This window comes from Sphingobium sp. GW456-12-10-14-TSB1, assembly GCF_059424385.1.
In genome coordinates, this window is sequence record NZ_JBWKZI010000004.1 from 1 (window position 1) to 24,702 (window position 24,702).

Here is a 24,702-nt window from a genome sequence, read left to right on the forward strand (position 1 = left end):
GGCGGCCGAAATGGTATCGCCCGCGAATTGCGCCGTGGGGGGTGGCGATGAATCGGACGAGCTGGCGGGACTGCCCGCGCCGGTCGCGGGAGCGAGCGTTTCACTTCCCGACGATGCCGAGGCGGCCGACGCGCGGATATTGGCCGCCAGTCGGCCGCCCACCGTATTTCCCACCCGCTCTTTCAAAGCGCCCACCGCCATACCAGCGGCAGCGCCGCCGAGGATGCTTGCGGTTTTCGCCGCACGGCTAAGGCCGGTGCGTTGCGTGCCGCCAGTGTCGCCACTTTCGGGCGCGCCTTCACCTTGCGAGCTGGCGGAGCTGGCCTCCCCCTCCCCCGCAGGCGAGCCACCGGCAGCGCCGCCGCCGTTGCCGTCTTCACGATCGGCCGCCTCGCTACCCGCAGCGGCGCTTGCAGCCGTGCCACCGCCCGCGCTGGCGGCTTCCGAGCCGCCTTGAAGGCCGCTGTTGTCATTGGCCGGGGGGGAACCGCCATCGCCGCCCATAGCGACGCTAAGGGGCGTGCCGCCGCCCCCACCGCCACCGCCGCCGCCGTTATCGCCGCCTCCCGGCATGTCGCCCGCCGACGAAAGCGGTTGCCCGCCTCCCATGCCGGTTTGGCCGCCTTCACCACCGCTCCCACCAGCGGCAGCGAAGGCGGCCTTGATCGCGCTGGCTCCACCCGCAGCGTTCATCGCGCCAGCAGCGATCATAGCTCCACCCGTGGCCGCCGCCCCAGCGGCCATCCCGGCAGCACCCAGCGCGGCCCCTGCCCCAAAGGCTCCGATACCGCCCGCCGCGTGGATCGAGCCGCCGCTTATAACGCCCCCGACCATCGCGGGAACCTTGTTTACGAGCGCCAGAAGGACGACCGCGAAGACAAGCATGGTCCCTAAATCTTGGAGAGACGAACCCTCGCCCGTTGCGGCATAATATTGGTCAAGGAAGGTTTTGCCGACGCCGACGATAAGAACCATCGTCATCAGGGACGCGCCCACCGCGACCACCGTTTTGAAATAGTTCAGCGCAATATCGCTGGTCCACCGCGCGCCGCCGAAGCCCAAAAAGATAACCCCGGCATAGGCGAGGACATAGCCGGAGGCCAACAGCAGCAGCATATTCACGCCGACGAGAGCCAAAACAATCAGGATGCCCAGCGAAACCAAGATAGAAAGAGCGGAATCGACCGGAGTTAGGACGCTGGACGCTTCGACAGCTTGGCGGAAAATGTCGAAACCAATGTCCACAATACCCGATGGCGCGAGATTGTTAGGCAGGCCGGATGCCTGCGCACCCAACGAGCGCAGCCCTTCAATGATCGCCAAGCCGATCGCCGGGCCGTTGATGAGCAGCCACCAGAAGAAGCCGCAGAAGATGGCGAAGCGAATTGCTTCCGAAGCAAATTCGCCAAGATCGGCGCGGCGCAACGCCATTACCCCGAACGTCCAAATGAGGCTGACCGCCGCTAGTGTGCCGAATAGAATTGTCGCGTGCGTTGTGAAGACGCTCGCCCACGCCGCCGCCATGCTCTTATATTTGTTCAGAACATTATCGAGCATACCTTGCGATTGCGCATAGGCGGGAGTCGCGGCGAGCGTGAGCGCCACCCCCAAGGCGGACAGGTGTAGGCGAGCCAGAGCCTTCATAGTGCTATCCTCAATTCTGATAGGTTCCGATCGGCGTCGGCTTGGTTTCGTGCGCTAGTGCGCTGCCCGCTTCTTGGCACTCCGCGTCGGTTTCGACGCCGGATTTGCATCGGGCGACCTTCTCGCGGGCTTCGTCTAGGTGTTGAGAGTAATAGAGCATCGTTTTCGGTTCGGACTCGGACTTGCCGCAGGCCGCGAGAAGAAGTGTAGCGGTGCAGCAGGACGCGGCGATAAGTTGACGCAATTTCGGCATGGGCTTTCCTTAATTCTGATAGGTTCCGATCGGCGTCGGTTTGGTTTTCCGCATTGCGGCCGATGCCTCTGTTGCCGCAGCATCGCGATCGAGCTGATATTGCGATTGAGCCGTCAGCGCGGCGCTTTGCGCGAGCAGGACGCCGCGAATTTTCTGCAACTCACTGGCTTGTTGGGCCGCAAATTGATTGGCGTAGGACAGGGCTTGCATTTGCCCGCTCGCACCCGTGGCATTGGCCTGCAACTGGTCGAGGCGCTGGCCGTCAGACGCAAGCGTTGTCATGGCGCTGTTGATGCCGTTCATAGCGTCGGCATTTGCGGCCATCTGGCTTGTCGTGCGGGCGCGAGTAGCGGACAGAGCCGCCGCGCGCTGCGCCGCCGTGCAGTTCCCGAACGTGCAAGCATTGGTCTGATAGTAAGACGGATTTTTGAATTGATTCATGTAGGTGTTCACGTCGCCAGCTTGACGAGCGAACGAGCTGATTTGATTGACCTGCCCTTGGAGGCTGTCGATCGTTTGCGTAGCCTGCTGCCAGAGCTGGACCGGCGCGCCGACCGTGTTCTGAATCATATTTTGGTATTGCTGTAGCTGCGTCTGATACTGCTGGATTTGCTTCGCCACCGTGGCGACGTTTTGCAGCGCGGAAACGGTTGTCTGGCGGACGTTCGCAACGTCGATAACCGAGATTTGCGCATTGGCGGACGGGGCCGCCAGCGCGAGAGTGATCGCCAAAGAAATTTTAGCGGCTAAAATTCGAGACTTCATTTTGCTTGCTCCCTTTCATCTGGCGTCAATAATCGAATGAGCGGTAAGGCTTTGAAAATGTGAGGTCTTTCACGACGACCACATTGAAGCGGAAGCCGGGCCGGATAATCAGCGTGGGCGATATGTTCAGATTGCGCTCAATCATCATCGCCGTGGTCTGTCCGAGCTGCTGGCCGAGAGCTTGGCTAAGGGCTTGGCTGGCGGACATGGTGCCATTGGCGTTGAGGCCGGTTTGCGGCTGACTAAGGGTTACGCCAGCGGTCACACCAGACATGAGCAGAGCGGAGCCGAAGATACGGAACCAATGCGCGTTCACTTGGTCATGGAACCCGGCATAGCCCGCGCTGTCTGACCCCGGCATAGCGCCAAGGTCGATCGCCTTGCCGTCAGGAAAGATGATCCGTTGCCACGCGATGAGCGCGCGCGTCTGCCCAAAGACCGGGTTGGAATCATACGCGCCGACAAGGCGGGAGCCTTGCGGGATCAGGAGATAGCGGCCCGTCGCGGTATCGAACACGTTTTGGGAAACTTGCGCGACAATCTGCCCCGGTATTTGCGAGTTGATGCCGGAGATCAGCGTGCCGGGAATTACGAAGCCCGCGCGGAGCTGGTAGCGGGAGGGCGCTTCTACTTGGCTGTTCGAGGCCCAGCGATTGCCACCCGCATTGTTGGCGAACTGGCCATAGTTGGCAGGCGGGCGGGCATTGGCGGCACCCTGCCCGGCTCCGGCTCCTCCCCCGGCCACTTGGTTTGACAGGGCCGTAAGGGTGGCAATGTCGGAGGCCGAGGGCTGGCGGCCCTGCGCCATTGCAGCGGCCATTTGCTGTTGCAGGGCGACGAGCTGGGTTGCCGGATCAGCGCCGCCACTCATGCCGCCAGCGCCAGAGGATGCCCCATTGCGGCCGTCCTGCCATTTCAGGGCGGTAGGAGAGCGCACGGCGCTGCCAAATTGGGCAAGGCGTGCTTCGCGTATCGCTTCCATGCGTGCCCGGCGCAGATCGGCCGCCGTGGGGCCGTTGGGTTGCGCTGGCGAGGCGGTGACGGTTGGCGGCGCATTGGGATCGACCGGCGCGACCGGGATGCCATCGGCAGGCGGCAGCGGGGGCGCGTTCGCCATCACTTCCGCAGCACCGCTTGGAGCGGTCCCCGCAACCTTGTTCGCAACATCGGCCGAGCTTTGACCGACAGCCGGTTGAACCTTGGTCGCCGCATTGTCCGAGGAGCGATCAATCATAATCGACACCACGATGGCGATGAACAGCGCCACAATGCCGAGGACGATCAGCAGCGGCGCATTATTGACCCTGCGAACTCCCGTCACCAAGCGCCCGCTGTTCCCGTCCGCTGCACCGCCCGGCGAGGCTTCCGGCGACATGCTATCAGCATCAGACATAAACCTACCCCCTTACCCGGCCTTGACGACGCCACAGCGCGCGGCACGGATGCCCTTGCACTTGGCGCGCGCCGTCGCGCTGGATTGAAACTGTCCGAATTGGATGCCGTGAGAGCGTCCGTTTTGGACAAAGCGCGGCGTCACGCTCGCCCACGAAGGGCGAAGGCGCGCCGTCGCGCGCCAATAGGCGCGTGCTGCGCTTTCGGAGGAGAAGCCCGTCAGGCTGACAGACCACGTTCCGGCCTCTGTTCCATTGCCGCCGAAGCCGGGTTGCGTGCTGGCGACGGGCGACGGAACGGGAGGAGGTGCGGCAGGCGCTACGGGCCGGTTCGCCCGTTCGATCAGCTCCGGCGTTGCGCCGGTCAGATCGAGCGCCCACCCGGCAGACGGGTAGATACCCTTTTCATCCACGCCATAGATGCGGGAGAAAGTTTGCGCGCCGACCCGCAGCGTCACGCGGTAGGAATCGGCAATTGGCTGATCGACGTAATAGCGCAACGGCGTGGCCGCAGGATCGGGCTTCACGCCCTTGCCCGCCTCAATCACCGCATAGCCTGCTTGGCGCATCGAGGAGCGCAAGCCGTCACCATAGGCCCCGCCCCCGGTAGTCGGGATCAGCACCCGGCTAATCGCAGGCGGGTAGAGTTTCACCAGCTCCGCCACGGAATCGTCAACGAGGGCTTGGGCCTGATCGGGAGGAGCCGGAACGGCGAAGCTGTCCCGGTGCGAAACGCCCGCGCAGCTCGTAAGCAGGAAAGCCACTGATACAAAAATCGCACCGCGCACGATCAGCCCCCCCTTGTGATGGTGACGCGCTCTTGGCGCTTGCCGACACCGGAGATGAGGACCGCTTGGTCAAAAATCTGATCGACAATGTAGCGGCCATCTTGGAGCCGGTAATTGACGATGGAGGTATCAGCCGCCTTGGAGACGCTGCCCCCGGCCCGGACGATCAGCAGCGATGGCGCTTCCGTCTGCTCCATCGCGTGCGGCATTTCGATGATGGTTTTGACGCCATCATTGTAAACCCGGACGGGCTTCCAGCGTGCGCGGCCGTCAACGCTATAGTGGAAATCGAGATTGGAGAGATATTCGCTCCCTCCCCTGCCCGTCCCGCGCGCGCCATCGGGCACCGCCATCGTGTTTTCGGCGCGCGCCGTGTCCGATCGAGCGCGGAAAGCGGCCCATTTGGCTTGCGCTTCATCGGGATAGGTGAACGCCACCCGCGACATGAATTGCGTCCGGTGCGACACCAACCGGATATGGTAGGTGCGGCGATCGGTCGTCACGATCAGCGTTGTATTCAAGTTCGCATCGAGCGGCTTGATGATAAGATGCTGGGTTTCGTTCGGCCCGGAATTGGAAACGGCCGGTTCGATCAGCCAGCGGGCGCTATCGCCCACGTTGACCGAATTGATGTTCTCGCCCGGCTGCAACTGCACATCGCAGATTTGCAGCACAGCACAGACCACGGAGGGTTCGGAGGTGCCGAAGGCGAACAATACCGCGCCTTCGGTGCCCGGCACCGGCTTGATGCCTTCGGCGCTTTCCGCCTGCCAGCGCCGCGCGATCGACAGACCCTCGCGCTGGGTGCGCGTCAGGTTCGGATTGCGCGGGCTGATATAGGCATTGGGATCTACTTGCGCCCCTCCCCCGGCAGGCATGGGCGCGTTCGCGGGCGGCATGTCGTCGGGAAGCGGCGGGCCGTCCTGCGCGGACGCGATCGAAGGCAGCGCCGCGAGGGCGGCGGCGAAATAGGCGATCTTCTTCATGTTGATTGTCCCTCCCATCAGAGTGTGCGCGACCAAGAGAAATCTTGGACGAACACGCCCAAGGGGTTTTGCTTAATTTGTTCCTCCGTGGTGGCCGAGCTGGGCGGCGCAACGCGGATCGTGACGAGCGCGCGCATTTTCGCCGGAGGCTGGATAGGCTGGCCTTGCCGATCGCGCTCCGTCTCGGTCCAATCGACCTGCCAAGAGGTCTTGGTTTGCTGAATTACCGAGGCGATTTCGACCGACACGGTTTCCCGCGCCGCGCGGGCGAAAGGCGTATTGTCGGGATTGCCGTTGAGATAGTCGGTCATCTTTGCCAACGCCGGATCGTTCGGCGCGAGCATCCCATAGACCCGGAAAATGGCTTGCTTTTGGAGTTCAACGTCAGCCGTCACCATGCGGGCCGACTGGATGAAGGAGCCGACTTGCGCTTGCACCACGCGCGCATCGACCGGCGAAGCCACATCGGCCCGCTGGGTCGCTATCGCGTCCCCCAGCGAGTCCACGCGGACCACGTAAGGGATGAATTTCGATTGACTGCCAATCGCTATGATGCCGCCGACAGCGGCGAGGACGATCAGCATCGAAAGGATTGCCATAGTCTGCCACAAGCGCCGCGAGGCAGCGATGCCGCCCACATGCTCATTCCATTGCCGCCGCGCGTTCAGGTAGGGGTTGGGATCAACCGGGGCGCTTTCCGCAGCTCGCCGCCCCCGCAGCTTGTCAAACAGACTCATGCAGCTTCTCCGAGGTATAGGGGGCCGCCGCCGCGCGGCCGATATTGATGGTGGATTCGACGCCACGGATGGCCAGCCACTCGTTGACCCATGCCGGGCCATAGGCCGCTTCAAGGGCCTTAATGGTGGCGATGGATTCCTTGTCGGTCGCGCCGACGAAGGACAGGGCCACGGGGCCTAGCGCCAGCTCAAAGAGCCGCCGCCCCTGTTCCGAGAGATAGTAATATTGGCGCTTGGGGATGGCCGTCGCCAAGATTTCAATCTGGCGTGTATTGAGGCCCATGCGTCTGTAGAGTTGGGCGGTATCGTCATCGCGCGCATAGACGTTCGGCAGGAAAATCTTGGTCGCGGTGGACTCCACGATAACGTCAAGGATGCCCGAATTTGCGGCGTCAGACAGGCTTTGCGTTGCCATGAGAACAAGGCAGTTGGACTTGCGCAGCACCCGGAGCCATTCGCGGATTTTGGCCCGGAAGGCGGGATGCCCCAGCATAATCCATGCTTCATCAAGGATGATCGCGGCAGGCTGGCCCTTCAAAGATCGCTCGATACGCCGGAAAAGATAGAGGAGGACCGGCAGCGCGTATTTTTCACCGAGGTTCATCAGCTCCTCGACTTCAAACACGGTAAATTCCGACAGGCTCAGGCCGTCATGTTCCGCATCGAGAAGATGGCCCATAGAGCCGTCCACCGTGTAGGTGCGGATCGCCTCGCGCACCGTTTCATCCTGAATCGTGACCACAAATTCAGAGAGGGTTTTGCCCCCGCTGGCGTGCATGTTGACGATGGCGTTGCCGATTTCGTTGCGTTGCGCGGGCGTGGTCGCCACGCCGTTGAGGGCTAGGATTGTGTCGATCCAATCCATTGCCCATGCGCGATCGGACTTGGTTTCGAGGAATTGGAGCGGGCAGAAGGCGAGTTTTTCGTCATCCCCGGCGACAGTGAAATGCGCCCCGCCCACCGCCTTCGCCAGCGGGTAGAGCGACAGGCCCTTGTCGAACGCGAAAATGGACATGCCGGGATAGCGGCGGAGCTGGGCGGCGAGCAGGCCGAGCAGCGTTGACTTGCCTGCGCCCGTGGGGCCGAAGATGAAGCTATGCCCCACGTCGCGGACGTGGAGATTGAGCCGGAACGGCGTGGAGCCGTTGGTGACGCCAGACATGAGCGGGGGCGAGCTGGGCGGATACATCGGGCACGGCGCATGATCGAGGCCGGTCCATATCGAGCTGGTCGGCATCAGGTCGGCTAGGTTCATGGTGTTGATGATCGGGCGGCGGACGTTTTCGACGCCATGCCCCGGCAGCGTGCCCAAGAACGCCTCTAGGTTGTTCACCGTCTCGATACGGGCCGCGAAACCGAGTGCGTTGATAGCCTTTTCAAGCTGGCGCGCGGCCTGTTCTACCTTATCGCGGCTTTCGTCCGTCAGGACGACGACGCCGGTATAGTATCCTTGTGCAATAAGGCCGGAGTTGACTTCCTCCAGCGCATTATCGGCATCGGCCACCATCGAAAGGGCGTCCTGATCTATCTTGCCGCTGTTGGTCTGGAAAACCTGATCGAAGAAGCCGCGAACCTTTTGCCGCCACTTTTTGCGGAAATCCTCAAGGTGTTTCACAGCTTCATGGAGGTCCATAAATATGAACCGCGTGGACCAGCGATATTCAATCGGCAGCTCGCCCAGCGCCGAGAGGATGCCCGGCGTCGATTCCATCGGGAAACCTTCGATCGCTACCGTCTGGACGAACTTGTTGCCGATGCGCGGGATTACGCCCGTCCACATTTCGACACCGCCGATGATGGAATCGAGATACATCGGGTTCGAGGGCAGCACGACCGGCTGATTTTTGCCGGTGACGCAGAATTGCAGCCACCGCAAAAAGTCGTCGTGCGTCACGGTCGAGCCGTCCTCATTTTCGACCTTGTGAGCGCGAAGGCGGGTCAGCTTCACGGCCGAGGACAGACGGCTTTCAAATGTGGTGATTTCGCGCTTGAAGCGTTCAACCAGGTCGGCCGTGCGTTGCTTGTTGTTCGGCCGCTCCCGATCGTCGTCAAACATCAGCTCGACAAACTTTTGCTCCGCTATGACCGGAGGGAAATAGGTCGCGGTAATGACGAAATAGCCCTCATACATGGTGCCGAGGGACTGGAATAATTCGCGCCTTTCCTGATCTATGGCGTCCGTCACCGGGTCAGGAAAATGCGACAGACCCGCAGCCGAGTAGGCGGCAGCAGGGCGGCGCGGCGCGTCAACGTGGATCATCCAGCCATTGCCCAGCCCGGCGAGAGCTTGGTTGATCCGAAAGCTGACCATATCGCGCTGGCGGTCGGTGGAGCTGGCGTTATCGTCGCCCTCATAAATCCACGCGGCCATGAACGAGCCGTTCTTGCCGACGATTACGCCATCATCGACCATCGCCCCATAGTTGAGCAGATCGGCAAGCCCTTCATCCTTGGAGCGATACCGGGCCAGCTTGCGTTCGGCCGCGTTGGCGAAGGACGCAAAGGCGAGGACCGCGAGCAGGGCCGCCCCGAAGATCGCTATGACGACAGCGATTGTCTGGATCATTTTTTCTTCCCCGGTTGCCGGTAGCGGCGGAATTGCAGGCGGCCGTTCTTGCGGAAGGGCGTGGAGTGAGCCGGGTAGTAGGGGCGATAGGTGCGGTGCCGCATGTAAACGAACCGCATCAGCGGGTCCGATTTCGCCATGAGACGACAGGCCCACACGCCTGCAAACCAGATCAGCAGGCCAGCGGCCCACGCCTTCAAGGAATTGATGGCCGGAACGATCAGCGCCATCGACGCTAGGCCCGTGAGCATGACCAGCTCGCGGTCCCCACCCAAAAACAGATTGTTGCGGACGCCAGAGCGGCGAATAGGCACTGATCGCAGAGCCATGTTGACCGGCCCTCCCCTTTAGCCTGCCAGCGCGGGCGAAGCGGTGCCGGTAATCACCGCACCGCCGCCCGTGATGGAGGACAGGACCGAGTTAGCGCCGACGAGCATCGAGGCGACGAGGACGATCAGCAACAGCGTTCGCACAAAGCCGTTGAGATCGCCGCCGAAGATCAGGACACCACCGGCAACGACGATGCCGACGAGGGCGAAGGTATAACCGACGGTGCCGGTCATCGACTGGCGCACCTTGGTCAGATAGGATTCGTAAGGCAGGCCGCCCGTGGTATCCGAGGCCCAAGCCGCGTGAGGCCAGAGCAGGAGCATGACGAGCGCCAGCCCCAGCATACCCCATATGAGCGCCTTACGGCGGGCGGCGGCGTCATTCCAAAACAACGTCATATGTCATGCTCCTTCACAGTTTGCGCAAAATGTATTTCCCATCCACGAAGCCCCCGACTTCCAGCAGGCTTTCAATGCGGCGACCCTCTGGCGTGCGCGCGATGTGGACGATCAAATGCACCGCATCACCAATCAGCGGCTCAATCGGCCGTGGTGAATCGGGGTGCATACTGATGAGCATTTGGAGCCTGCTAAGGCCCGCTTCGGCGTTGTTGGCGTGCAGCGTGGCCGCTCCGCCCTCGTGGCCGGTGTTCCACGCCATGAGCAGGTCGAGGGCTTCCGGGCCGCGCACCTCGCCCACTAGGATACGATCGGGCCGCATCCGCAGCGTGGTTTTGAGCAGCGCCGTCATGGTGATTTGCGGGGACGTGTGGAACTGGACGTAGTTTTCAGCGGCGCATTGAATCTCGCCGGTATCTTCAATGATTACGAGCCGTTCGGTCGGGTCCGCGTCCACCATCCCGTTGATAATGGCATTCACTAGCGTTGTTTTGCCGCTGCCGGTGCCGCCAATCACCAGAATGTTGCGGTGCGCGCGGATAGCCTCATGGATGAGGCTGCATTGCTCCGCCGTCATAATCCCGCCCTCCACATATTGTTCGAGGGTAAAGATCGCCACGGCGCGTTTTCGGATGGCGAAGGTCGGCGCGGGCACGACCGGGGGCATCTGTCCGGCGAAGCGCGAGCCATCTATAGGAAACTCGCCTTCCAGAACCGGGGAGGCCCGCGTCACTTCCTTGTTATGATAGCCAGCGACCGCCTTGATGATCGCCTCGGCCCGGCTTGGGGCGACCTTACCGATGCAGATCATGCGTTCGCCAAGGCGTTCCAGCCATAGCTTGCCATCGGCGTTCAGGATCAGCTCAACGGTCTTGGGGTCGGCAAGCGCATCCAACATAAGCGGTTGCATGGAGCGGCGAAGCATCTCCTTCGCACGCTCTTTTACCGTATCTTGAGCGGGTTCCCCCTTGGCCTCCATGAAGCACCGTCCCTGCCAAAACAAAATGGACGCAAGGGATATACCGGAATTTTCATGGAGGCAACCAGAACGATTGCAAAGAATTAGGTTCAGATTGGGGGGATTGTCAGGACCGACGCAACTTAGCGTGGGCAGCCTTGTGCCATTGTGCTATCTGAAACGCTTGATGATCCGTGACGATAGCGGAAACGCGCTTATAACCGGGAGGAAGCCCCAGCTTTTTATCTTCTTTTGATAAGGTATCGGCTAGGCTGGCGTCCCAGCCATCGGTGCCGATAGGCGGCGGTTCCAGTAGCGCGACGAGCGGGACTTCCAGAGCATTTGCGATGGCGGCGATTGTTTCGAGCGACGGGTTTCCCTTACCGGCTGTAACGTCAGATACGAAGGACACAGACAGCCCCGCGTTCTCCGCGAGGTCTTTTTTCTTGAGCCGTCTTAAGGCCAAGAAGCGGTTAATGTTAATCGCGAGAACCTTCCGATACACAGGTTCGGTTTCTTTCTTCCGCAAGGGGGTTGGTTTTAGCCGCTAAAATTCCGGGTAGCTGCGGAGGATATGCCGGAGCGCGCGAGAAAGGAAGCGGTATGACGCCGAATATGATTGTTTATAGCATCATTTTTGGACGAGCCGGGCCGAGCGCGCGAGCGCGCATAACGGGTGGCAGCGAACGGATTGAAAGAAGAAAGTGACGCGCGAGAGACAAGATCAGGCTTCCGCGTAATTCTCTTTGGCGTCCATTCCGTAAATGCTCGCAGGATCGAGCGCAGGCCCCAAGATGCTAATTGCCGATCAGATCGCGGCGACCAATTTTGAAAATTACGGCTGTAGCGCGTAGCTCGATAATGTAAGGCTATAGCTTCGATTCTTTCAGTTGGTAGGCCCAAGAAGCCACTCGTTGATGCTCTTGAACTGCGGACTTCGACGTAAACGCAGACCGCTTTTCTATATATGTCTTTCAGTCGCCAGCATATTTTTTCAGCACTGAATTGCCAGAACCTTTAATGTCCTTTAAGCCGGGGCATTATGGCGAATCATACGCAACTCAAACCCTCCACGCTGTCCCAGCGCAAACGCGCCAAGGCACAGAGCGAGCAGGGCTTTAAGCGCATGAGTTTGGCCTTGTCCCCTAAAGCCGTCGAGATCGTGGAGAGGGTGAAAGCCAGCAAGGGATTCACGTCCCGCGAGGCTGCAATCAACGCGATCCTAGAGCGGATCGGGGACGATATGTTTCTGCAACAGGAGTTTCTGGCCGTGAGTGGATAAGAAAATGCCCGGCTCGAAGCCGGGCACCCTCAAAACCGCTTAGTGGGACAGTGCGCCAACACTGAACCTACAGACAATTTCCCACTTAGCGGTTTTCGGACTTCGGTTCAAGGGCGCTTGATTCGCGCAACGGGATTTTTTTGCCTGTCTCCCGGCCCTTCGCAAAGGAGGGACGACGATGAGTGACACCAGAAGAAAAGGGCCGCTGGCGATCGGGGAGCTGACCCAGCAGCTTTTCGGCCGAGCCTATGGCGACCGTAGCCGGGGCGGGAAGCACATCACCAAGGCCCGCGTGCGCGGCGGCAGCAAGGAAGCCGGGAGCGACGTAGAAAAGGGCTTCCTCGCGGCGCGAGACACCAAGACGCGCAAGGGATGCTGGCGTGCGATCAATCTGGCGTTTGAAAAGGGCCGCGCCCTGCGCGCGGAGCTGCGGCGCGAGCCGCGCGAGATAACGCAGTTCGAGCACTATTGCATGAGCATCACCAATTCCACGATCCGGGTGTATCAAGCCCTGTTGCGGATGGAGGAGCGTTTCAGGGGCAACGTGGTGCCCAGCTATGAAATGATAGCCGAATGGGCGACCGTCTCTAGGGCCACCGTCGCAAGGGCCTTGAACGCCCTTACCAGCATCGGCTTGCTGGCGCGCCTGCGGCGCTACGTCCACACCGTCACAGAGGACGGGGCGCGATCAGAGCAGACCTCCAATGCCTATCGGGTGGAATTGCCGAGGATGCTTCTCGAATTGCTCGACCGGCGCAAGCGCCCTGCCCCGGTGCCCGACGACGAGGCCCAGCGCCTACAGGACCGGCTTGAAGATGAGGCTTGGATGCTCTCCCGGTTGAGCAAGGCCGATTACATACGGGAGACGACGACATGCAAGGCCACAGCGGAGGCCCTAATCAGCCTATGGAACGGCATTTGCGCCCGTGATGGCGTTGTTGCCTAGCCGTGAGTCTCATAATGGTTCTGAACCTCCCCTTGAGTTTATTTATCTAAGGTGATGCGGAGTTGCGCTAGTCGCGCAACACTTAATTGAGACTGTTTGAACACCAAAAAGGGGGTAAGGCTCCGATTTGGGGAGCTGACATGCGTGTCCATTCGGGGCGCGGATAGCGGCACTCTGTAAAACTGCGGGGCAGCGACCAAATATGCCTTGCGATGGAGGCCATTTTAGCGGCTAAAAGATTTTCATGGCGGGCGAGCGTAACTTGACAGCAACCGGGAAACTTCCAATATATCGGATATGGCCGGGCTATGGTGCCAAGGTCGAAACCGGAGAAGTCCGATGAGCAACAGAGAGAGAATTGCCGCCGTGCTGGTTGGCGAAGAAGACCGGATTATGTGCCTGCCCCGGCTGTTCGGGCTGGCGCGCATGATCGAGGTCGAGGCCGTCACCTATGGCTATATGTCCAAGCTATCCGCCGACTACACGGGCGCATATTGGCATTTCTACACCCTATCGAACGGCGGGTTCTACATGGCCCCCGGCGATCAGCCCCAATATCGTCTGGAATGGGACGGCAACGGCTTCTCTGGCGACGTTTCGGCCGACGCGGCGGGCCTTATAGCCACCCTGTTCATGCTGGGGCATATGCACGAAAAATACGGCGAGGATCAATTTGCCCAGCTCTATGCGTGGGCATCTGCCTATGCCGCCCAACATTCGGAAGCGGGGCCGATCGGTGCCGCGCTCGACTAGCGCCACAGGGGGGCAGCGTGCCCCCCTTCCCTTCCCTGCCTATCGGGCATATTCCTCATTCGGCCGCCATGAGGAGCAACGCCAGCGAAGGAACAGACGCGCGCATGATTGATGTTCGGCCAGATTGCCTATTGCCCGCCGATCAGGGGTGGCAGCAGCCGACGCCGGATGAGGTAAGGGCGGTCCTCAAAGCAGCGGACATGACAGGGGGCAGCGCGTCCAAGTTTCTAGGCTTGAGCAATACCCGCGTTATTCGGCGCTGGACGGGCGGCGACGATCAGATTCCCTATTCGGCATGGGCGCTGTTGTGCGCGGCTGCGGGCTTGGGAAATATTTGGGAACACCAGAACGACGATTTTAGCGGCTAAAATTATTGCCGTTCAGACTTTACGGGGGCTTGACACGGTTCGGGATGCTGTCATTATATCGGTTGTGACCGGGCAACCCGCCAAGGTCGAAACCGGAGTATTCCGATGAAGGCGAAAATTCCCCCGCTGCCCGCACGTTTTGCGGTCATGCGGCTTCCCAATCCTCCACCCGCATGGAAGGGCAACCGCGTGGATTACGTCATTGCGGCCGTCTGGACGTTCGGAGTCCTGATCTGGACCGTCGCGCGCTTCATCATCCCGCTTGTCGTATTCTGGCAGTTCTGCCGGATGCTCTGGTATTGGAACACGCCGGATGTTCATGCCGGTTGGCAGTTCCTCGCCTATTATGCGGTCTATATCGCCCTCTACATCTTCCTTGGCGTCTATGAGCCGAAGCTATACCGCGAGAAGAATCGCGGCAGGCGCAATGGATAAACGCTTGAGCGCGTCGGCCTTTGAGCAAGCTGCTGGACGGCTCAATATCGCGGCGCGTCCGCTCGACATGGCGCGCGCCGTTCTGGTGGACGGCGAGGCCCAATCGGCCGTGGCGAAGCGCGAAGGCGTGTCCCGCAATGCCGTTTGTCTGGCGGTCAACCGGATTTGGAACGCGCATAGCGAGGTTCCCGAAGGTTTCGAGCGTGTGACGGCGATTTTACCGAAACATAAAGCCTTCCTTGTGCGGCAATGGCAGCGCGAGGCGGTGGAAAGATTGGACGCCAAACGATGAAAACACTTGTCATAGCGAACCAGAAAGGCGGCGTTGGTAAAACTTCAACGACCGTTCATCTTGCCTATTACTTCAAAGAACAGGGGTTGAAGGTCGCAGTTATTGACTTGGACACCCAAGGAAATGCCAGCTTCACCCTTGGCGAATATGATAGCGGAGCCTTGGCGAGCGGCCTTTTCGATGCCGTGTCACAATTCGACCTGGCTAACGCCGAGGGGATTGCTGTCTTTTCCGCCGACGCGCGGTTGGCCGATCTTGAGAAACTAGATCTCGGTGCGGCTGCTGGCGCGTTCAAGCGCAGTCTGGCCGTGATCGAGGCGGAAGGCTTTGACGTGTGCCTGATAGATACCCCCCCTTCCCTTGGGGTCCGAATGGCAGCGGCGTTGCTATCGGCCGACTTTGCGGCCTCGCCCATCGAGCTTGAAGCCTACAGTTTGCAGGGCATTGAGAAGATGGTGACGACGATCGCCAATATCCGGCGCGCGAACCCGGCGCTGCAATTCCTTGGCATGATACCGAGCAAGGTTGATGGCCGGAATCCCCGGCACGGGCAGCACCTTGACGAGTTGACCCGTGCTTATCCCCAGTTGGTCATTCCGACGCCGATCGGAAACCGGAGCAGCGTTGCGGACGCGCTGGCGTCGGGCTTGCCGGTTTGGTCGATCAAACGGACTTCGGCGCGGAAAGCGGCGCAGGAAATGCGAGCGATGGCCCGCCACATTCAAGAAAAGATGGAGATTTGACGATGGCCGACAACACCGAGGACAAGAAGGCGGGCAAATCGTCCACCAAGGCCACGCAGAAGCCCGCGCAGAACGCCGGGCTAGGGTTGGAGGGGTTGGGCGACCTTTCGAGCCTCCTAGCCTCTCCTGCGGCCCCGGAGGGCGGTTCTGGCGCTCCGCTCGAATTGGAGCTGGCGCTGATTGACGAAGACCCGCACCAGCCCCGCAAGCAGTTTGACGAAAATTCGCTGGCGGAAATGGCCGAGACGATCAGGGCGCGCGGCGTGAAGACGCCTATTTCCGTTCGGCCCAACCCCAAGGTGGAGGGGCGCTATCTCATCAACCACGGCGCGCGCCGCTATCGCGCGTCCCTGTTGGCCGAGAAAGTGACAATTCCGGGCTTCATCGACCCTGATTATACCGAGGCCGATCAGGTCATTGAGAATTTGCAGCGTGACGCTCTCACGGCCCGCGAGATTGCCGACTACATCGGCCGCGAGCTGGCCAACGGGAAAAAGAAGGGCGAGATTGCCAAGGCCATCGGGAAATCCCCGGCCTTTGTCACCCAGCACGCGGCATTGCTCGATTTGCCGGAGCCGATCGCCAAGGCGTTCCAGAGCGGGCGTTGCAAGGACGTGACGTTGATCTATGACCTTGTGGGCCTCCACAAGAAGCATAGCGAGGGCGTGGCGCGCTGGCTGGCCGATGCCGATCAGGAGATTACGCGCGGATCGGTGCGGCTCTTGAAGGAGTTCCTTGAGTCCGGCTTGAGCGGCGAGGCCGAGGAGGAGGCGGGCGACGATGAGGGCAACGGCGGAGCTGGTGACGACGCCGGGGCCGAGGAGGAGAAGGAACCGAAAGAGGAAGACCCGCTAAAGCTGAAAAAGGCCATTGTGCAGGTTTCCCATAGCAAGCGCCCTGCCCGTCTGATCCTGAATAAGCGGCCCTCGCGCGATGGCGTGGCGTGGATCAAGTATGAAGACAGCGGCGAGGAAACCGAGGTCGATCTTGGGAAAGTGCAGCTTCTCGCGCTTCTTGAGGGGTAATATTTGGAGGTATCTATGGCTACCGACGATTGGCAACCTATCGAGACAGCCCCATCTGGTGTTGAAATCCTTCTCGCATGGACGACCGGCGACACATGGCGGCCATATAGCGAGGGCTGCGATTGGATATGGACTCGCGGCGAATTGACAAATGGGGAATGGTTAGACGGGCCGTGGGGGCAACCGAACTGGTGGATGGCAAATCCGCACCCTCCCCCCGACATGCGTTGAGTGACGCATAGCATCGAGTTGATGGCCCCGCGCAAGCGGGGCCTTTTTTGTGGCGCGGGAGGCTGGAAAATCGGATATAGTGCAAGCTCGAAATTTTAGCCGCTAAAGGAACGGCCATGCAGGACACGCCGATTGCAGACCCGGACAAGTTCTCACTGGACGAGGGAACGGGCGACCCACAGGCCGATGCCGACCGGCTGCTAGACGAGGCGCGCACGCTGGATAGTCAGGAAACGGCAGCTATCGCCACCGCGCCAACCGAGGAAACCTATAACGCCCAGCTACAGACGGTCATTGAGGAGAAGGTTGAGCAGGCGAACCAGATCGAGGACCGCCTAGAAAGCATGATGGAGCAGCAAACCGCCCGCTTGCAGCAAATCCAGCAGCAGCCCCCCGGCTTCCTGTCCCTGCCCGGCAAGCGCCAAGCATGGCAGGCCCGGATTGCCAATGCGCAAGCGGCCGTGCAGCGGATCGCGGTAAGGCTAGAAGCCGTGCGCGAAATCCGCGACGGTATGGCCGTTCACGGCCCGCGCGTGGAGACGATCGCGGCGGCCAAACTCGAATATCGAGAGCCGAAACTTGTCGATGATTTCGAGGAGCTGATGCAGGCGCGCCGGTTGCATGAGCTGCACATGCGCGCGGAGCGGGAGAAAGAGCAGATCAGGGAAAAGACGGTCGAGCGCGGGGCGGACGATCGGAAACCGTCAGGCCGCACGCTCGCGCGCGGATTGGCGAGAGACGGGGGATAGCGCGACCCACGGGGGGGAGGGGCCTTCGCTGGCGTCAATGATGGAACAGGGCAGCGGCCAACACTACCAGCGCCGCGATCAGCGTCAGGCCCGACGCTAGGAGATTGCGGTTAGCGACGGCCCGGCCATCGTTCAGGGGCTTTTGTAGCCCCGTCCCGATATGTTCTCCGACTTCCTTGATGATAGCCTTCGCTGCGGCCTCCATACGTTCATTCATGGCGGCTTCCGAGGCATCCAGCGCGGCGTTCAGCACCGATTCCGCCTTGTCGGTGATAGCAATCGACCAACGATTGCTCATGTCTTCCAGCTCGCTTTTGAACGCCTTTAGTTGCTCCTCCTGCGCATCGGCGCTTTCGCCCAGCAACATCGCGTTGATGGTTTGCAGGATCATCAAGGGATCATCGGCGGACAGCGTGACCCCGTGCTGGCGCGAGATTTCCGCGATCAGCGCCGCGATTTTTTCGTGATCGGCCATTACACGACCTTAGCCTTGTCGAGTTCAGCAAAGACCGCATCACGAACGCGGCCGAGGCGGTGACGCTGCATCAGGGCTATGTCGCCATCGGCAAGCGTTTCCTCAAAAGTCTTGCGCGCGGCCAGCATGTCCCGAACGTCCGCCCCGAAGGTTTCCTTTCTCAGATCGGGGAGGGTGACGATCGCGGCGACCCGATCCTTTAGCTCCCGGTAGGCTTTGAGCTGTTCAAAACTCTTACCCTCTGCCTCGACAGGCCCATGATAGGGGTTGAGCCACACGACGATTGCAGCCGGATCGGGGAAGGCTTCGGCTACCGAGGCGAAGCCTTGAAGCGTGTCGATCAGCGATTGCCCGCCTACGATAATGGTATGCAGGACGAGCTTATGGCCCAGATCGGCAATCACGTCAGGCGCACCGTTGTCGAACATATAGGAGGATAGGGCGCTGTAGCTGCTCGCGCCGCTGTCAATGACCACCGATTCCTTGGAACCGGCGATCATTTCCATCATGGCGTCGAATTTGCGCGGGTTTATGTCGCCGTTTTCCAGCAGCTCGACCTTGGACACGTTGAGGGACTGAAACCCGGCAAGGGTGGCGTTGATCGGATCGGTATCAATGCAGAGCGGGCTTTCGCCTCGCTTGGTCAGATATTGGGCCAGCATCGAGGCGGCGAGCGACTTGCCCACACCTCCCTTGCCCTGCAAAACTATGTGGACGTTGCTCATACCAAATCCTCTTTGTTCGGAGTGGCCGGGTGATTGAAGCGCGCCGGTTTGGGCCGGGGCGGCGGATCAGCTTCGGCCGAGGCCGTTGCTGATCGGGAAGGGGAGGGGGGCGCTGGCGATGCCTTGGGCGGTTCCCCGGTAGCTGGCGCGCGATACCGGCGAACGTATTTGGCGAACCACGCATAGCCGAAGCTAATGCGGCCTTCCTCCGTCAGCAGCTCCCATATGCCGCGCACCGGCCATCCTTCCGCAAGGGCTGCATCTATGTCCGATCGAGCGGCGAGGAATTGCGCGAGGTTCCGGTTTTTGCCCCCCGGCTCCCGTGAGGCCGCCCGTTCGCGCAATCGCTCCGTGAAGGATTTCCCGCTGTCTGTCATTTCCACCTACGATATTTTTCGGCGCATAATCGGCTATAATGCGTTCATAAACCGGCCACGAACCGATGAACTCCCGCTATATCGTATTTTTCTGCCAGATTAGGCCGTGTGGCGCTAGATATTTTCGGGGGTGAACGATATATGATCGTTCCAGCAACAGTTTCTATTTGGCGTCTAAACGTCGAAGACGGGGCAAGATAGGTGATGGAGGCATCCACGCAAGCGCGGACACCCCCATCACTCCCCTTATTCGCGCCGGGGGCGCTCAACGGGATTCTTGCTCTGCGAGGCCGCCGCTACCGCAGCGAAGGGAAGGTGATTTGAACGACAGACCCAAGGCGAAGCGCGAGCGGCACCACATCAAGATATGGTGCAGCGCCGAGGACAAGGCGACGATTGAAGCCGCCGCACAGGCCAGCGGGTTGAGCGCGTCGGCCTATTTGCGTGTGCTTGGGTTGGGGCATCAGCCGCGCCCCATAATCGACATAGAACAGGGGCGTGAGTTGGTGCGCGTCAATGGCGACCTTGGCCGTCTTGGCGGCCTGTTGAAGCTATGGCTTACCGACGACGCCAAGTTGGAGGAAATGGCCCCCGAACGGATGCCGGTCGTCATTCGGGGCGTGCTGTCCAAGATTGAGGCCAATCAGGAGGAGCTGGCCGGGATCATCCGAAAGGTCTTGCGGTCCCGGCAAGATTTTAGCGGCTAAAAAAGGGCCGCGCGGATGATTGCAAAACACGTCCCCATGAAGGCGACCGCAAAGAGCGATTTCGGCGGGTTGGTGCGATACATCACCAGCGCGCAGGGGCGTGATGAGCGCGTGGGCGTGGTGACTGTCACCAACTGCCGAGGCGAGACGCCAGAAGATGCCGCACAGGACGTTATGCTTGTCCAATCGGCCAATCAGCGGGCGGCTTCGGACAAGACATATCACCTCATAATTTCGTTTCCTCCCGGCGAGAGTCCGAGCGCGGAAGCCTTGCGCGATATTGAGGAGACGATTTGCGCGGGGCTGGGCTTTGCCGAGCATCAGCGGATCAGCGCCGTTCATCACGACACCGACCACACGCATATTCATCTGGCGATCAACAAGATTCATCCGACCCGCCACACGATCCATACGCCCTTGCGGGATTATCGGACGCTTGCCGAGCTATGCGAGCTGCTAGAGGTCCGTCACGGTTTGGAGCGCGTCAACCACAACGCCCACCAGCGCGGCGGGGAAAACCGCGCGAAGGACATGGAGCAGATCGCGGGCACGGAGAGCCTGATAGGCTGGGCGCAGCGGAATTGCGCCGAACCCTTGAAGGCCGCCGCGAGCTGGACCGAGTTGCACCAGATCGCGGCCGACTTCGGCCTGTCCGTGCAGGCGCGCGGCAACGGCCTGATATTCGCTGCGATGGACGGAACGACCGTAAAGGCCAGTTCCATCGCGCGCGAGCTGTCAAAAGGGGCGTTAGAGAAACGCTTGGGAGCCTTCCAGAGCGCGCGGGGAGGGGAGGGGGCACCGAAAGCCCGACAGACCTATGAAAAGCGCCCCGTGCCCTCCCGTATCGACACCAGCGGCCTATTTGCTGCCTACCGCGCCCAGCAGGGCACGCGCGCCACGCGCCGAAAGGTCGAGCTGGCCGAGGCCGCAGCCAAGCGCCGCGCGGCCATTGAACAGGTGAAGCGCATCGGGAGGACGAAGCGGGCGGCGATAAAGCTGCTAGGTGGCGGCCCGGCTGTTAAGCGCCTCAATTACGCACTGGCGGCCCGGTCCACCAAGGCCGCGATTGCGAAGATTGTTGCCGCCCACGGGCGGGAACGGGAGCGCATCGCGTCTCGTAATTCCCGGCGCGGGTGGAATGACTGGCTACAGGAGCAGGCCAAGGCGGGCGACCGCACCGCCCTTGAGGCCCTGCGCGCGCGGGAGGGACGGCGCACCGCTCCCAAGGATGCGCTGCACATTGCGGCGATGCCGAGCGCAGCACACCCCGCAGCGATCCGGCAAGACCACATCACGAAACGCGGGACGATCATCTATCGCACCGCCAATGCAGCGGTGCGCGATGATGGCCAGCGCCTGCATGTATCGCGCGGGGCGCAGATCGAGGGCGTTGTTGCCGCCTTGCGGCTTGCGCACGAACGCTATGGCGACAGGCTGGCGATCAGCGGCAGCGATCAATTCAAGGCCCTTGTGGTGGAAGCCGCCGCCCGATCGGCCATGCCCATCACATTTGCGGACCCCGATCTAGAGGCCCGGCGTCAAAATATCAGGCAAGAGGAGCGCGCGCGTGACAGACAAATCGTTGGACGAGGAGATAGAGGCGGCGCTGGCGTTGCTGGGCGAAACGCCGTCAATGACGCTGGACGAGACGCCAGCACCACAGCACCAGGTCGAAACGGGACATTCCGACCCGGAGCCGTCAGCGCCGGAGGAACCGACGCCGGAACCGGCCTTGCAAGCGGAGGAGCCAGCAGCGCCGCCATTCGAGCTGGCCCCGCACAGCCCGCCAGAAATGGACATTCTAGCGCCGGAGGAGCCGAGGCCCCCAGCGAGCGCGCCGTTAAGCCCAACATTGGCCGCGTTGGACGAGAGCCGCCGCCCGAAAGCCGAGGTAGTTTGCGCGACCTGTCCCAACTCGGTGTGGTTCAGCACGCCGAGCGAGGTCGCTTGCTATTGCCGCGTGATGTTCATTCAGACGTGGACGACCAAAAAGCCCGGCCAGATCGTCTTGTGCGACGGGACGACGATCGGCCGCGAGTGAGCGACGATCAGGCCAGCGCAGCGGATAAATACATTGCGGAACGCAATGCGAAGCGTCACATTGGAATGGATATACCGGCGCATCGGCTGTTCACTGGCGATCATGGGCCGCTGATTTACGCCGGGACGCGACAAATCGAAGGGCAGAAATTGATACTCCTAAGAGATGGCGCTGACATGCTTGTGCTGCCCGTGGACGCGCGCAGCGCCGCCCGCGCGGGCAAGCTGGCGATTGGCGAGCCGATCGAGATTGCCAGCAACGGCACCGTCAAAAGCAAGGGGCGCGGCCGGTAACGGCCGCGAGAAGGGCAAAGCATGGCAAAGAAGCGCAATACAGCCATCGGGCCGCAAGTGCGGGAGCGCGGAAGCAAGGGCGATAATCGCCCGTTGCTGGCGGCCCTTGTGGCCGGTTCCGCCCTTGGAGGCTTATGGAGCGCAACGCAGATGTTCGCGCACCAGATGGCCTATCAGGCTACCTTGGGGCCGAACGCGGGCCATATCTATGCCCCGTGGCGTTTCCTGCAATGGTTCAGCAAATGGAGCGAGGTTCCGGCGCTGAAACCCGCCTTCGGGCAAGCCGTGGGCGTGGGCACCGTGGTTTTCGGCGTGGGCGTCCTGATAACCGCTGCTGTCAAACTGGCGAAATCGAACGCCGGGAAGGGCAATGCCTATCTGCATGGATCGGCCCGCTGGGCCGACATGGAGGACATTCGCGCGGCCAGCCTCGTTGAAAATGATGGGGTCTATATTGGCGCATATCAGGAGAAGAACGGGAAGACGGTCTATCTACGCCATTCCGGCCCGGAGCATTGCCTAACCTATGCCCCGACCCGATCGGGGAAGGGCGTGGGCCTTGTCATCCCGACGCTGCTTTCGTGGCCGCATAGCGCCGTCATCACCGATTTGAAGGGCGAGCTATGGGCGTTGACCGCCGGTTGGAGGAAGCAGCACGCCAACCAGATCGTCATGCGATTTGAACCGGCCAGCTCCCGCGGCTCCGCCCACTGGAACCCGCTGGACGAAATCAGGGTAGGGACTGACAACGAAGTCGCAGACGTTCAGAATCTCGCTACGCTGATAGTGGACCCGGACGGGAAGGGGGTCGAAAGCCATTGGCAAAAGACCTCGCGGGCGCTTCTGGTAGGCGTGATCCTGCATGTCATCTACAAAGCCAAGCATGGCGGCAACGCGGCGACCTTGGCCGAAGTGGATGCCGTATTGGCCGATCCGGTTCGGCCCGCGCAGGAGGTTTGGGAGGAAATGCTTACGTTCGGCCATTTGCCGGGCGGCAAAAATCATCCCGTTGTCGGCAAAGCCGCGCGCGCCCAGCTCAATCGCCCCGATGATGAGGGCGGATCGGTTCTATCGACCGCGCAGAGCTATCTAGAATTATATCAAGACCCGGTTGTGGCCTCCAATACCGCGACTTCCGATTTCCTCATTCGTGACCTGATGAACAGCGAGAGGCCGGTTAGCCTCTACATCATCACCCAGCCCACCGATAAGGACCGGCTCCGCCCGCTTGTCCGCGTCATGCTCAACATGATGGTGCGTATCCTTGCGCCCAAGCAGGAGTTCGAGGAGGGCCGGGTAGTTCAGAGCTACAAGCACCGCGCCCTGTTTATGATTGATGAGTTTCCCAGCCTTGGGAAACTTGGAATCATTCAGGAGTCCTTGGCGTTCGCCGCAGGCTACGGCCTGAAATTCTATCTCATTTGTCAGGACACCAACCAGCTTAGGAGCCGGGAAACCGGCTATGGGCCGGATGAGCTGATAACCTCCAACGCTCATATCCAGAACGCCTATCCGCCCAACCGTGTTGAGACGGCCGAGCATCTTTCCAAACTCACCGGGCAGACCACCGTTCTTAAAGAGCAAATCACCAAAAGCACCGGACGCGGGGGCGGGGGTTTCTTTGGTGGCACCGTGTCCAAGACCGTGCAGGAAACCCAGCGCCCGCTTTTGACGCCTGATGAGTGTATGAGGATGCCGGGGCCGAAGAAGACCCCGGACGGAGATATTTCCGAAGCGGGCGACATGCTGATTTATGTCGCAGGCTATCCCATGATCTATGGCCGTCAGCCCCTCTATTTCCAAGACCCGACCTTTAGTGCCCGCGCCAAGATTCCCGCGCCGGATCGGAGCGACACGATCAGGGGCAATCACGCGCCGAAGCCGCCCGAAGGGGGCCGGAGGATCAAACTATGAAGCGGCCGAGCTTCGCCAAGGTCAGCCGCTATGCGGTTTGTGGCGTGGCGGGGGCCATGATCGCCATGCTTGGCGCGAAGGCGGCGGGCCTTCGCTTCAACGCTACGCCGAGCATCCCGGTAGGCGTCTATCGGGCGACGGGCGGGACCGCGCAAAAGGGCGATCTTGTGGCGTTCTGTCCGCCCGCAGCGCCGCCCTTTTTGGAGGCGTTGCGTAGGCGCTACATCGAACCCGGCGACTGCCCCAGCGGAAGCTATGAAATGATGAAGCGGATTTTAGCCGCTAAAGGCGACCGCGTTGAGATTGGCGGGCAGGGCGTGCGGATCAACGGCCGCCTTGTCCCCGACAGCGCCCCGCAGCTTGCCGATGGGGCAGGGCGGGCCTTGCCCCGGCTCAATGCCGCTTGGACGCTAGGCGATGGGGAAATCCTTGTCCTTGGCGACAGCGCGGCCTCTTTCGACGGCCGCTATTTCGGGCCGATCAGCGCGCGGCAAGTGACCGCCTCCATCAAACCCGTAGTGACGTGGTGA

At 61.1% G+C, this 24,702-nt stretch carries 28 protein-coding genes; 13 read left to right on the forward strand and 15 right to left on the reverse strand.

Translation table 11 applies throughout. From position 1 onward, the window contains the following. The 12 genes from trbL to AC07X9_RS23635 all read right to left on the reverse strand — a co-directional run. Positions 1-1,644: P-type conjugative transfer protein TrbL (gene trbL, locus AC07X9_RS23580; protein ID WP_495198005.1), on the reverse strand; the 1,644-nt coding region annotated here is incomplete at its 3' end. A gap of 10 nt (positions 1,645-1,654) precedes the next feature. After that, the gene (locus AC07X9_RS23585; protein ID WP_019053956.1) at positions 1,655-1,897 is read right to left on the reverse strand and encodes an EexN family lipoprotein; all 243 of its coding nucleotides are present in this window, start codon (positions 1,895-1,897) and stop codon (positions 1,655-1,657) included. Positions 1,898-1,906: 9 nt separating this feature from the next. After that, on the reverse strand, positions 1,907-2,662 hold the full coding sequence (gene trbJ, locus AC07X9_RS23590; protein ID WP_022675885.1) for a P-type conjugative transfer protein TrbJ: 756 nt from the start codon (positions 2,660-2,662) through the stop codon (positions 1,907-1,909). A 25-nt stretch (positions 2,663-2,687) separates the two neighbouring features. Continuing rightward, positions 2,688-4,055, reverse strand: a complete 1,368-nt coding sequence (locus AC07X9_RS23595; protein WP_026149855.1) for a TrbI/VirB10 family protein — start codon at positions 4,053-4,055, stop codon at positions 2,688-2,690. Positions 4,056-4,067: 12 nt separating this feature from the next. Beyond that, positions 4,068-4,841 carry a conjugal transfer lipoprotein TrbH gene (locus tag AC07X9_RS23600; protein ID WP_019053953.1) on the reverse strand — a complete coding sequence of 258 codons (774 nt, stop codon included), beginning with the start codon at positions 4,839-4,841 and terminating at the stop codon, positions 4,068-4,070. Positions 4,842-4,843: 2 nt separating this feature from the next. Further along, positions 4,844-5,827 carry a P-type conjugative transfer protein TrbG gene (gene trbG, locus AC07X9_RS23605; protein ID WP_006964392.1) on the reverse strand — a complete coding sequence of 328 codons (984 nt, stop codon included), beginning with the start codon at positions 5,825-5,827 and terminating at the stop codon, positions 4,844-4,846. 17 nt (positions 5,828-5,844) lie between these two features. Next, positions 5,845-6,666, reverse strand: a complete 822-nt coding sequence (locus AC07X9_RS23610) for a VirB8/TrbF family protein (protein WP_369596833.1) — start codon at positions 6,664-6,666, stop codon at positions 5,845-5,847. After that, the gene (locus AC07X9_RS23615) at positions 6,551-9,130 is read right to left on the reverse strand and encodes a VirB4 family type IV secretion/conjugal transfer ATPase (protein WP_006964396.1); all 2,580 of its coding nucleotides are present in this window, start codon (positions 9,128-9,130) and stop codon (positions 6,551-6,553) included. Before AC07X9_RS23615 ends, AC07X9_RS23610 begins: the two co-directional genes overlap by 116 nt. Further along, entirely contained in the window at positions 9,127-9,459 is a 333-nt protein-coding gene (locus tag AC07X9_RS23620) for a conjugal transfer protein TrbD (protein ID WP_026149854.1), read from the reverse strand. Before AC07X9_RS23620 ends, AC07X9_RS23615 begins: the two co-directional genes overlap by 4 nt. Before the next feature lie 18 nt (positions 9,460-9,477). Beyond that, positions 9,478-9,858, reverse strand: coding sequence for a TrbC/VirB2 family protein (locus tag AC07X9_RS23625; protein ID WP_006964400.1), 381 nt, complete (start codon positions 9,856-9,858; stop codon positions 9,478-9,480). A gap of 13 nt (positions 9,859-9,871) precedes the next feature. Further along, positions 9,872-10,837 carry a P-type conjugative transfer ATPase TrbB gene (gene trbB / locus AC07X9_RS23630; protein WP_026149853.1) on the reverse strand — a complete coding sequence of 322 codons (966 nt, stop codon included), beginning with the start codon at positions 10,835-10,837 and terminating at the stop codon, positions 9,872-9,874. 106 nt (positions 10,838-10,943) lie between these two features. Further along, positions 10,944-11,345 carry a helix-turn-helix domain-containing protein gene (locus AC07X9_RS23635; RefSeq protein WP_019053950.1) on the reverse strand — a complete coding sequence of 134 codons (402 nt, stop codon included), beginning with the start codon at positions 11,343-11,345 and terminating at the stop codon, positions 10,944-10,946. 513 nt (positions 11,346-11,858) lie between these two features. Between AC07X9_RS23635 and AC07X9_RS23640 the strand changes: the two genes are divergently transcribed. The 9 genes from AC07X9_RS23640 (at position 11,859) to AC07X9_RS23680 (ending at position 17,640) form a co-directional block, all read left to right on the forward strand. Beyond that, entirely contained in the window at positions 11,859-12,098 is a 240-nt protein-coding gene (locus AC07X9_RS23640; protein ID WP_019053948.1) for a hypothetical protein, read from the forward strand. Between the two features lie 178 nt (positions 12,099-12,276). After that, positions 12,277-13,044: a GntR family transcriptional regulator gene (locus tag AC07X9_RS23645; protein ID WP_006954207.1), complete on the forward strand. Its 768-nt coding sequence runs from the start codon at positions 12,277-12,279 to the stop codon at positions 13,042-13,044. A 339-nt stretch (positions 13,045-13,383) separates the two neighbouring features. Then, the gene (locus tag AC07X9_RS23650) at positions 13,384-13,797 is read left to right on the forward strand and encodes an antirestriction protein (RefSeq protein ID WP_006954205.1); all 414 of its coding nucleotides are present in this window, start codon (positions 13,384-13,386) and stop codon (positions 13,795-13,797) included. Between the two features lie 104 nt (positions 13,798-13,901). Beyond that, positions 13,902-14,165, forward strand: coding sequence for a hypothetical protein (locus tag AC07X9_RS23655; protein ID WP_006954203.1), 264 nt, complete (start codon positions 13,902-13,904; stop codon positions 14,163-14,165). A 105-nt stretch (positions 14,166-14,270) separates the two neighbouring features. Further along, positions 14,271-14,600, forward strand: coding sequence for a KleE stable inheritance protein (gene kleE / locus AC07X9_RS23660; RefSeq protein WP_086485393.1), 330 nt, complete (start codon positions 14,271-14,273; stop codon positions 14,598-14,600). Next, the gene (locus AC07X9_RS23665) at positions 14,593-14,892 is read left to right on the forward strand and encodes a TrfB-related DNA-binding protein (protein ID WP_019053944.1); all 300 of its coding nucleotides are present in this window, start codon (positions 14,593-14,595) and stop codon (positions 14,890-14,892) included. Before kleE ends, AC07X9_RS23665 begins: the two co-directional genes overlap by 8 nt. After that, on the forward strand, positions 14,889-15,635 hold the full coding sequence (locus AC07X9_RS23670) for a ParA family protein (RefSeq protein WP_006954197.1): 747 nt from the start codon (positions 14,889-14,891) through the stop codon (positions 15,633-15,635). The genes AC07X9_RS23665 and AC07X9_RS23670 overlap by 4 nt, the downstream gene beginning before the upstream one ends. Before the next feature lie 2 nt (positions 15,636-15,637). Beyond that, positions 15,638-16,660 carry a ParB/RepB/Spo0J family partition protein gene (locus tag AC07X9_RS23675; RefSeq protein WP_044663212.1) on the forward strand — a complete coding sequence of 341 codons (1,023 nt, stop codon included), beginning with the start codon at positions 15,638-15,640 and terminating at the stop codon, positions 16,658-16,660. 347 nt (positions 16,661-17,007) lie between these two features. Next, positions 17,008-17,640 carry an IncP plasmid survival protein KfrC family protein gene (locus AC07X9_RS23680; protein ID WP_044663213.1) on the forward strand — a complete coding sequence of 211 codons (633 nt, stop codon included), beginning with the start codon at positions 17,008-17,010 and terminating at the stop codon, positions 17,638-17,640. 34 nt (positions 17,641-17,674) lie between these two features. Here AC07X9_RS23680 and traM read toward each other — a convergent pair whose 3' ends face one another. Genes traM through AC07X9_RS23695 form a run of 3 tightly spaced genes read right to left on the reverse strand, consistent with a single transcriptional unit; the run spans position 17,675 to position 19,217 of the window. Beyond that, positions 17,675-18,115: a conjugal transfer transcriptional regulator TraM gene (gene traM / locus AC07X9_RS23685; protein WP_019053940.1), complete on the reverse strand. Its 441-nt coding sequence runs from the start codon at positions 18,113-18,115 to the stop codon at positions 17,675-17,677. After that, positions 18,115-18,840 carry a nucleotide-binding protein gene (locus AC07X9_RS23690; protein WP_006954191.1) on the reverse strand — a complete coding sequence of 242 codons (726 nt, stop codon included), beginning with the start codon at positions 18,838-18,840 and terminating at the stop codon, positions 18,115-18,117. The genes traM and AC07X9_RS23690 overlap by 1 nt, the downstream gene beginning before the upstream one ends. Continuing rightward, on the reverse strand, positions 18,837-19,217 hold the full coding sequence (locus AC07X9_RS23695; RefSeq protein WP_158636722.1) for a TraK family protein: 381 nt from the start codon (positions 19,215-19,217) through the stop codon (positions 18,837-18,839). Before AC07X9_RS23695 ends, AC07X9_RS23690 begins: the two co-directional genes overlap by 4 nt. Before the next feature lie 320 nt (positions 19,218-19,537). Here AC07X9_RS23695 and AC07X9_RS23700 point away from each other — a divergent pair, with 320 nt between their 5' ends. The 4 genes from AC07X9_RS23700 to traF are packed head-to-tail and all read left to right on the forward strand — an operon-like array spanning position 19,538 to position 24,702. Further along, positions 19,538-19,924, forward strand: a complete 387-nt coding sequence (locus AC07X9_RS23700) for a plasmid mobilization protein (RefSeq protein WP_086485394.1) — start codon at positions 19,538-19,540, stop codon at positions 19,922-19,924. 15 nt (positions 19,925-19,939) lie between these two features. Beyond that, entirely contained in the window at positions 19,940-22,258 is a 2,319-nt protein-coding gene (gene traI, locus AC07X9_RS23705) for a TraI/MobA(P) family conjugative relaxase (RefSeq protein ID WP_086485395.1), read from the forward strand. Positions 22,259-22,279: 21 nt separating this feature from the next. Further along, positions 22,280-24,172 carry a type IV secretory system conjugative DNA transfer family protein gene (locus AC07X9_RS23710; RefSeq protein WP_086485396.1) on the forward strand — a complete coding sequence of 631 codons (1,893 nt, stop codon included), beginning with the start codon at positions 22,280-22,282 and terminating at the stop codon, positions 24,170-24,172. Next, a complete protein-coding gene (traF, locus tag AC07X9_RS23715) occupies positions 24,169-24,702 on the forward strand; it encodes a conjugative transfer signal peptidase TraF (protein WP_054944722.1) in 534 nt (177 codons plus the stop codon). The genes AC07X9_RS23710 and traF overlap by 4 nt, the downstream gene beginning before the upstream one ends.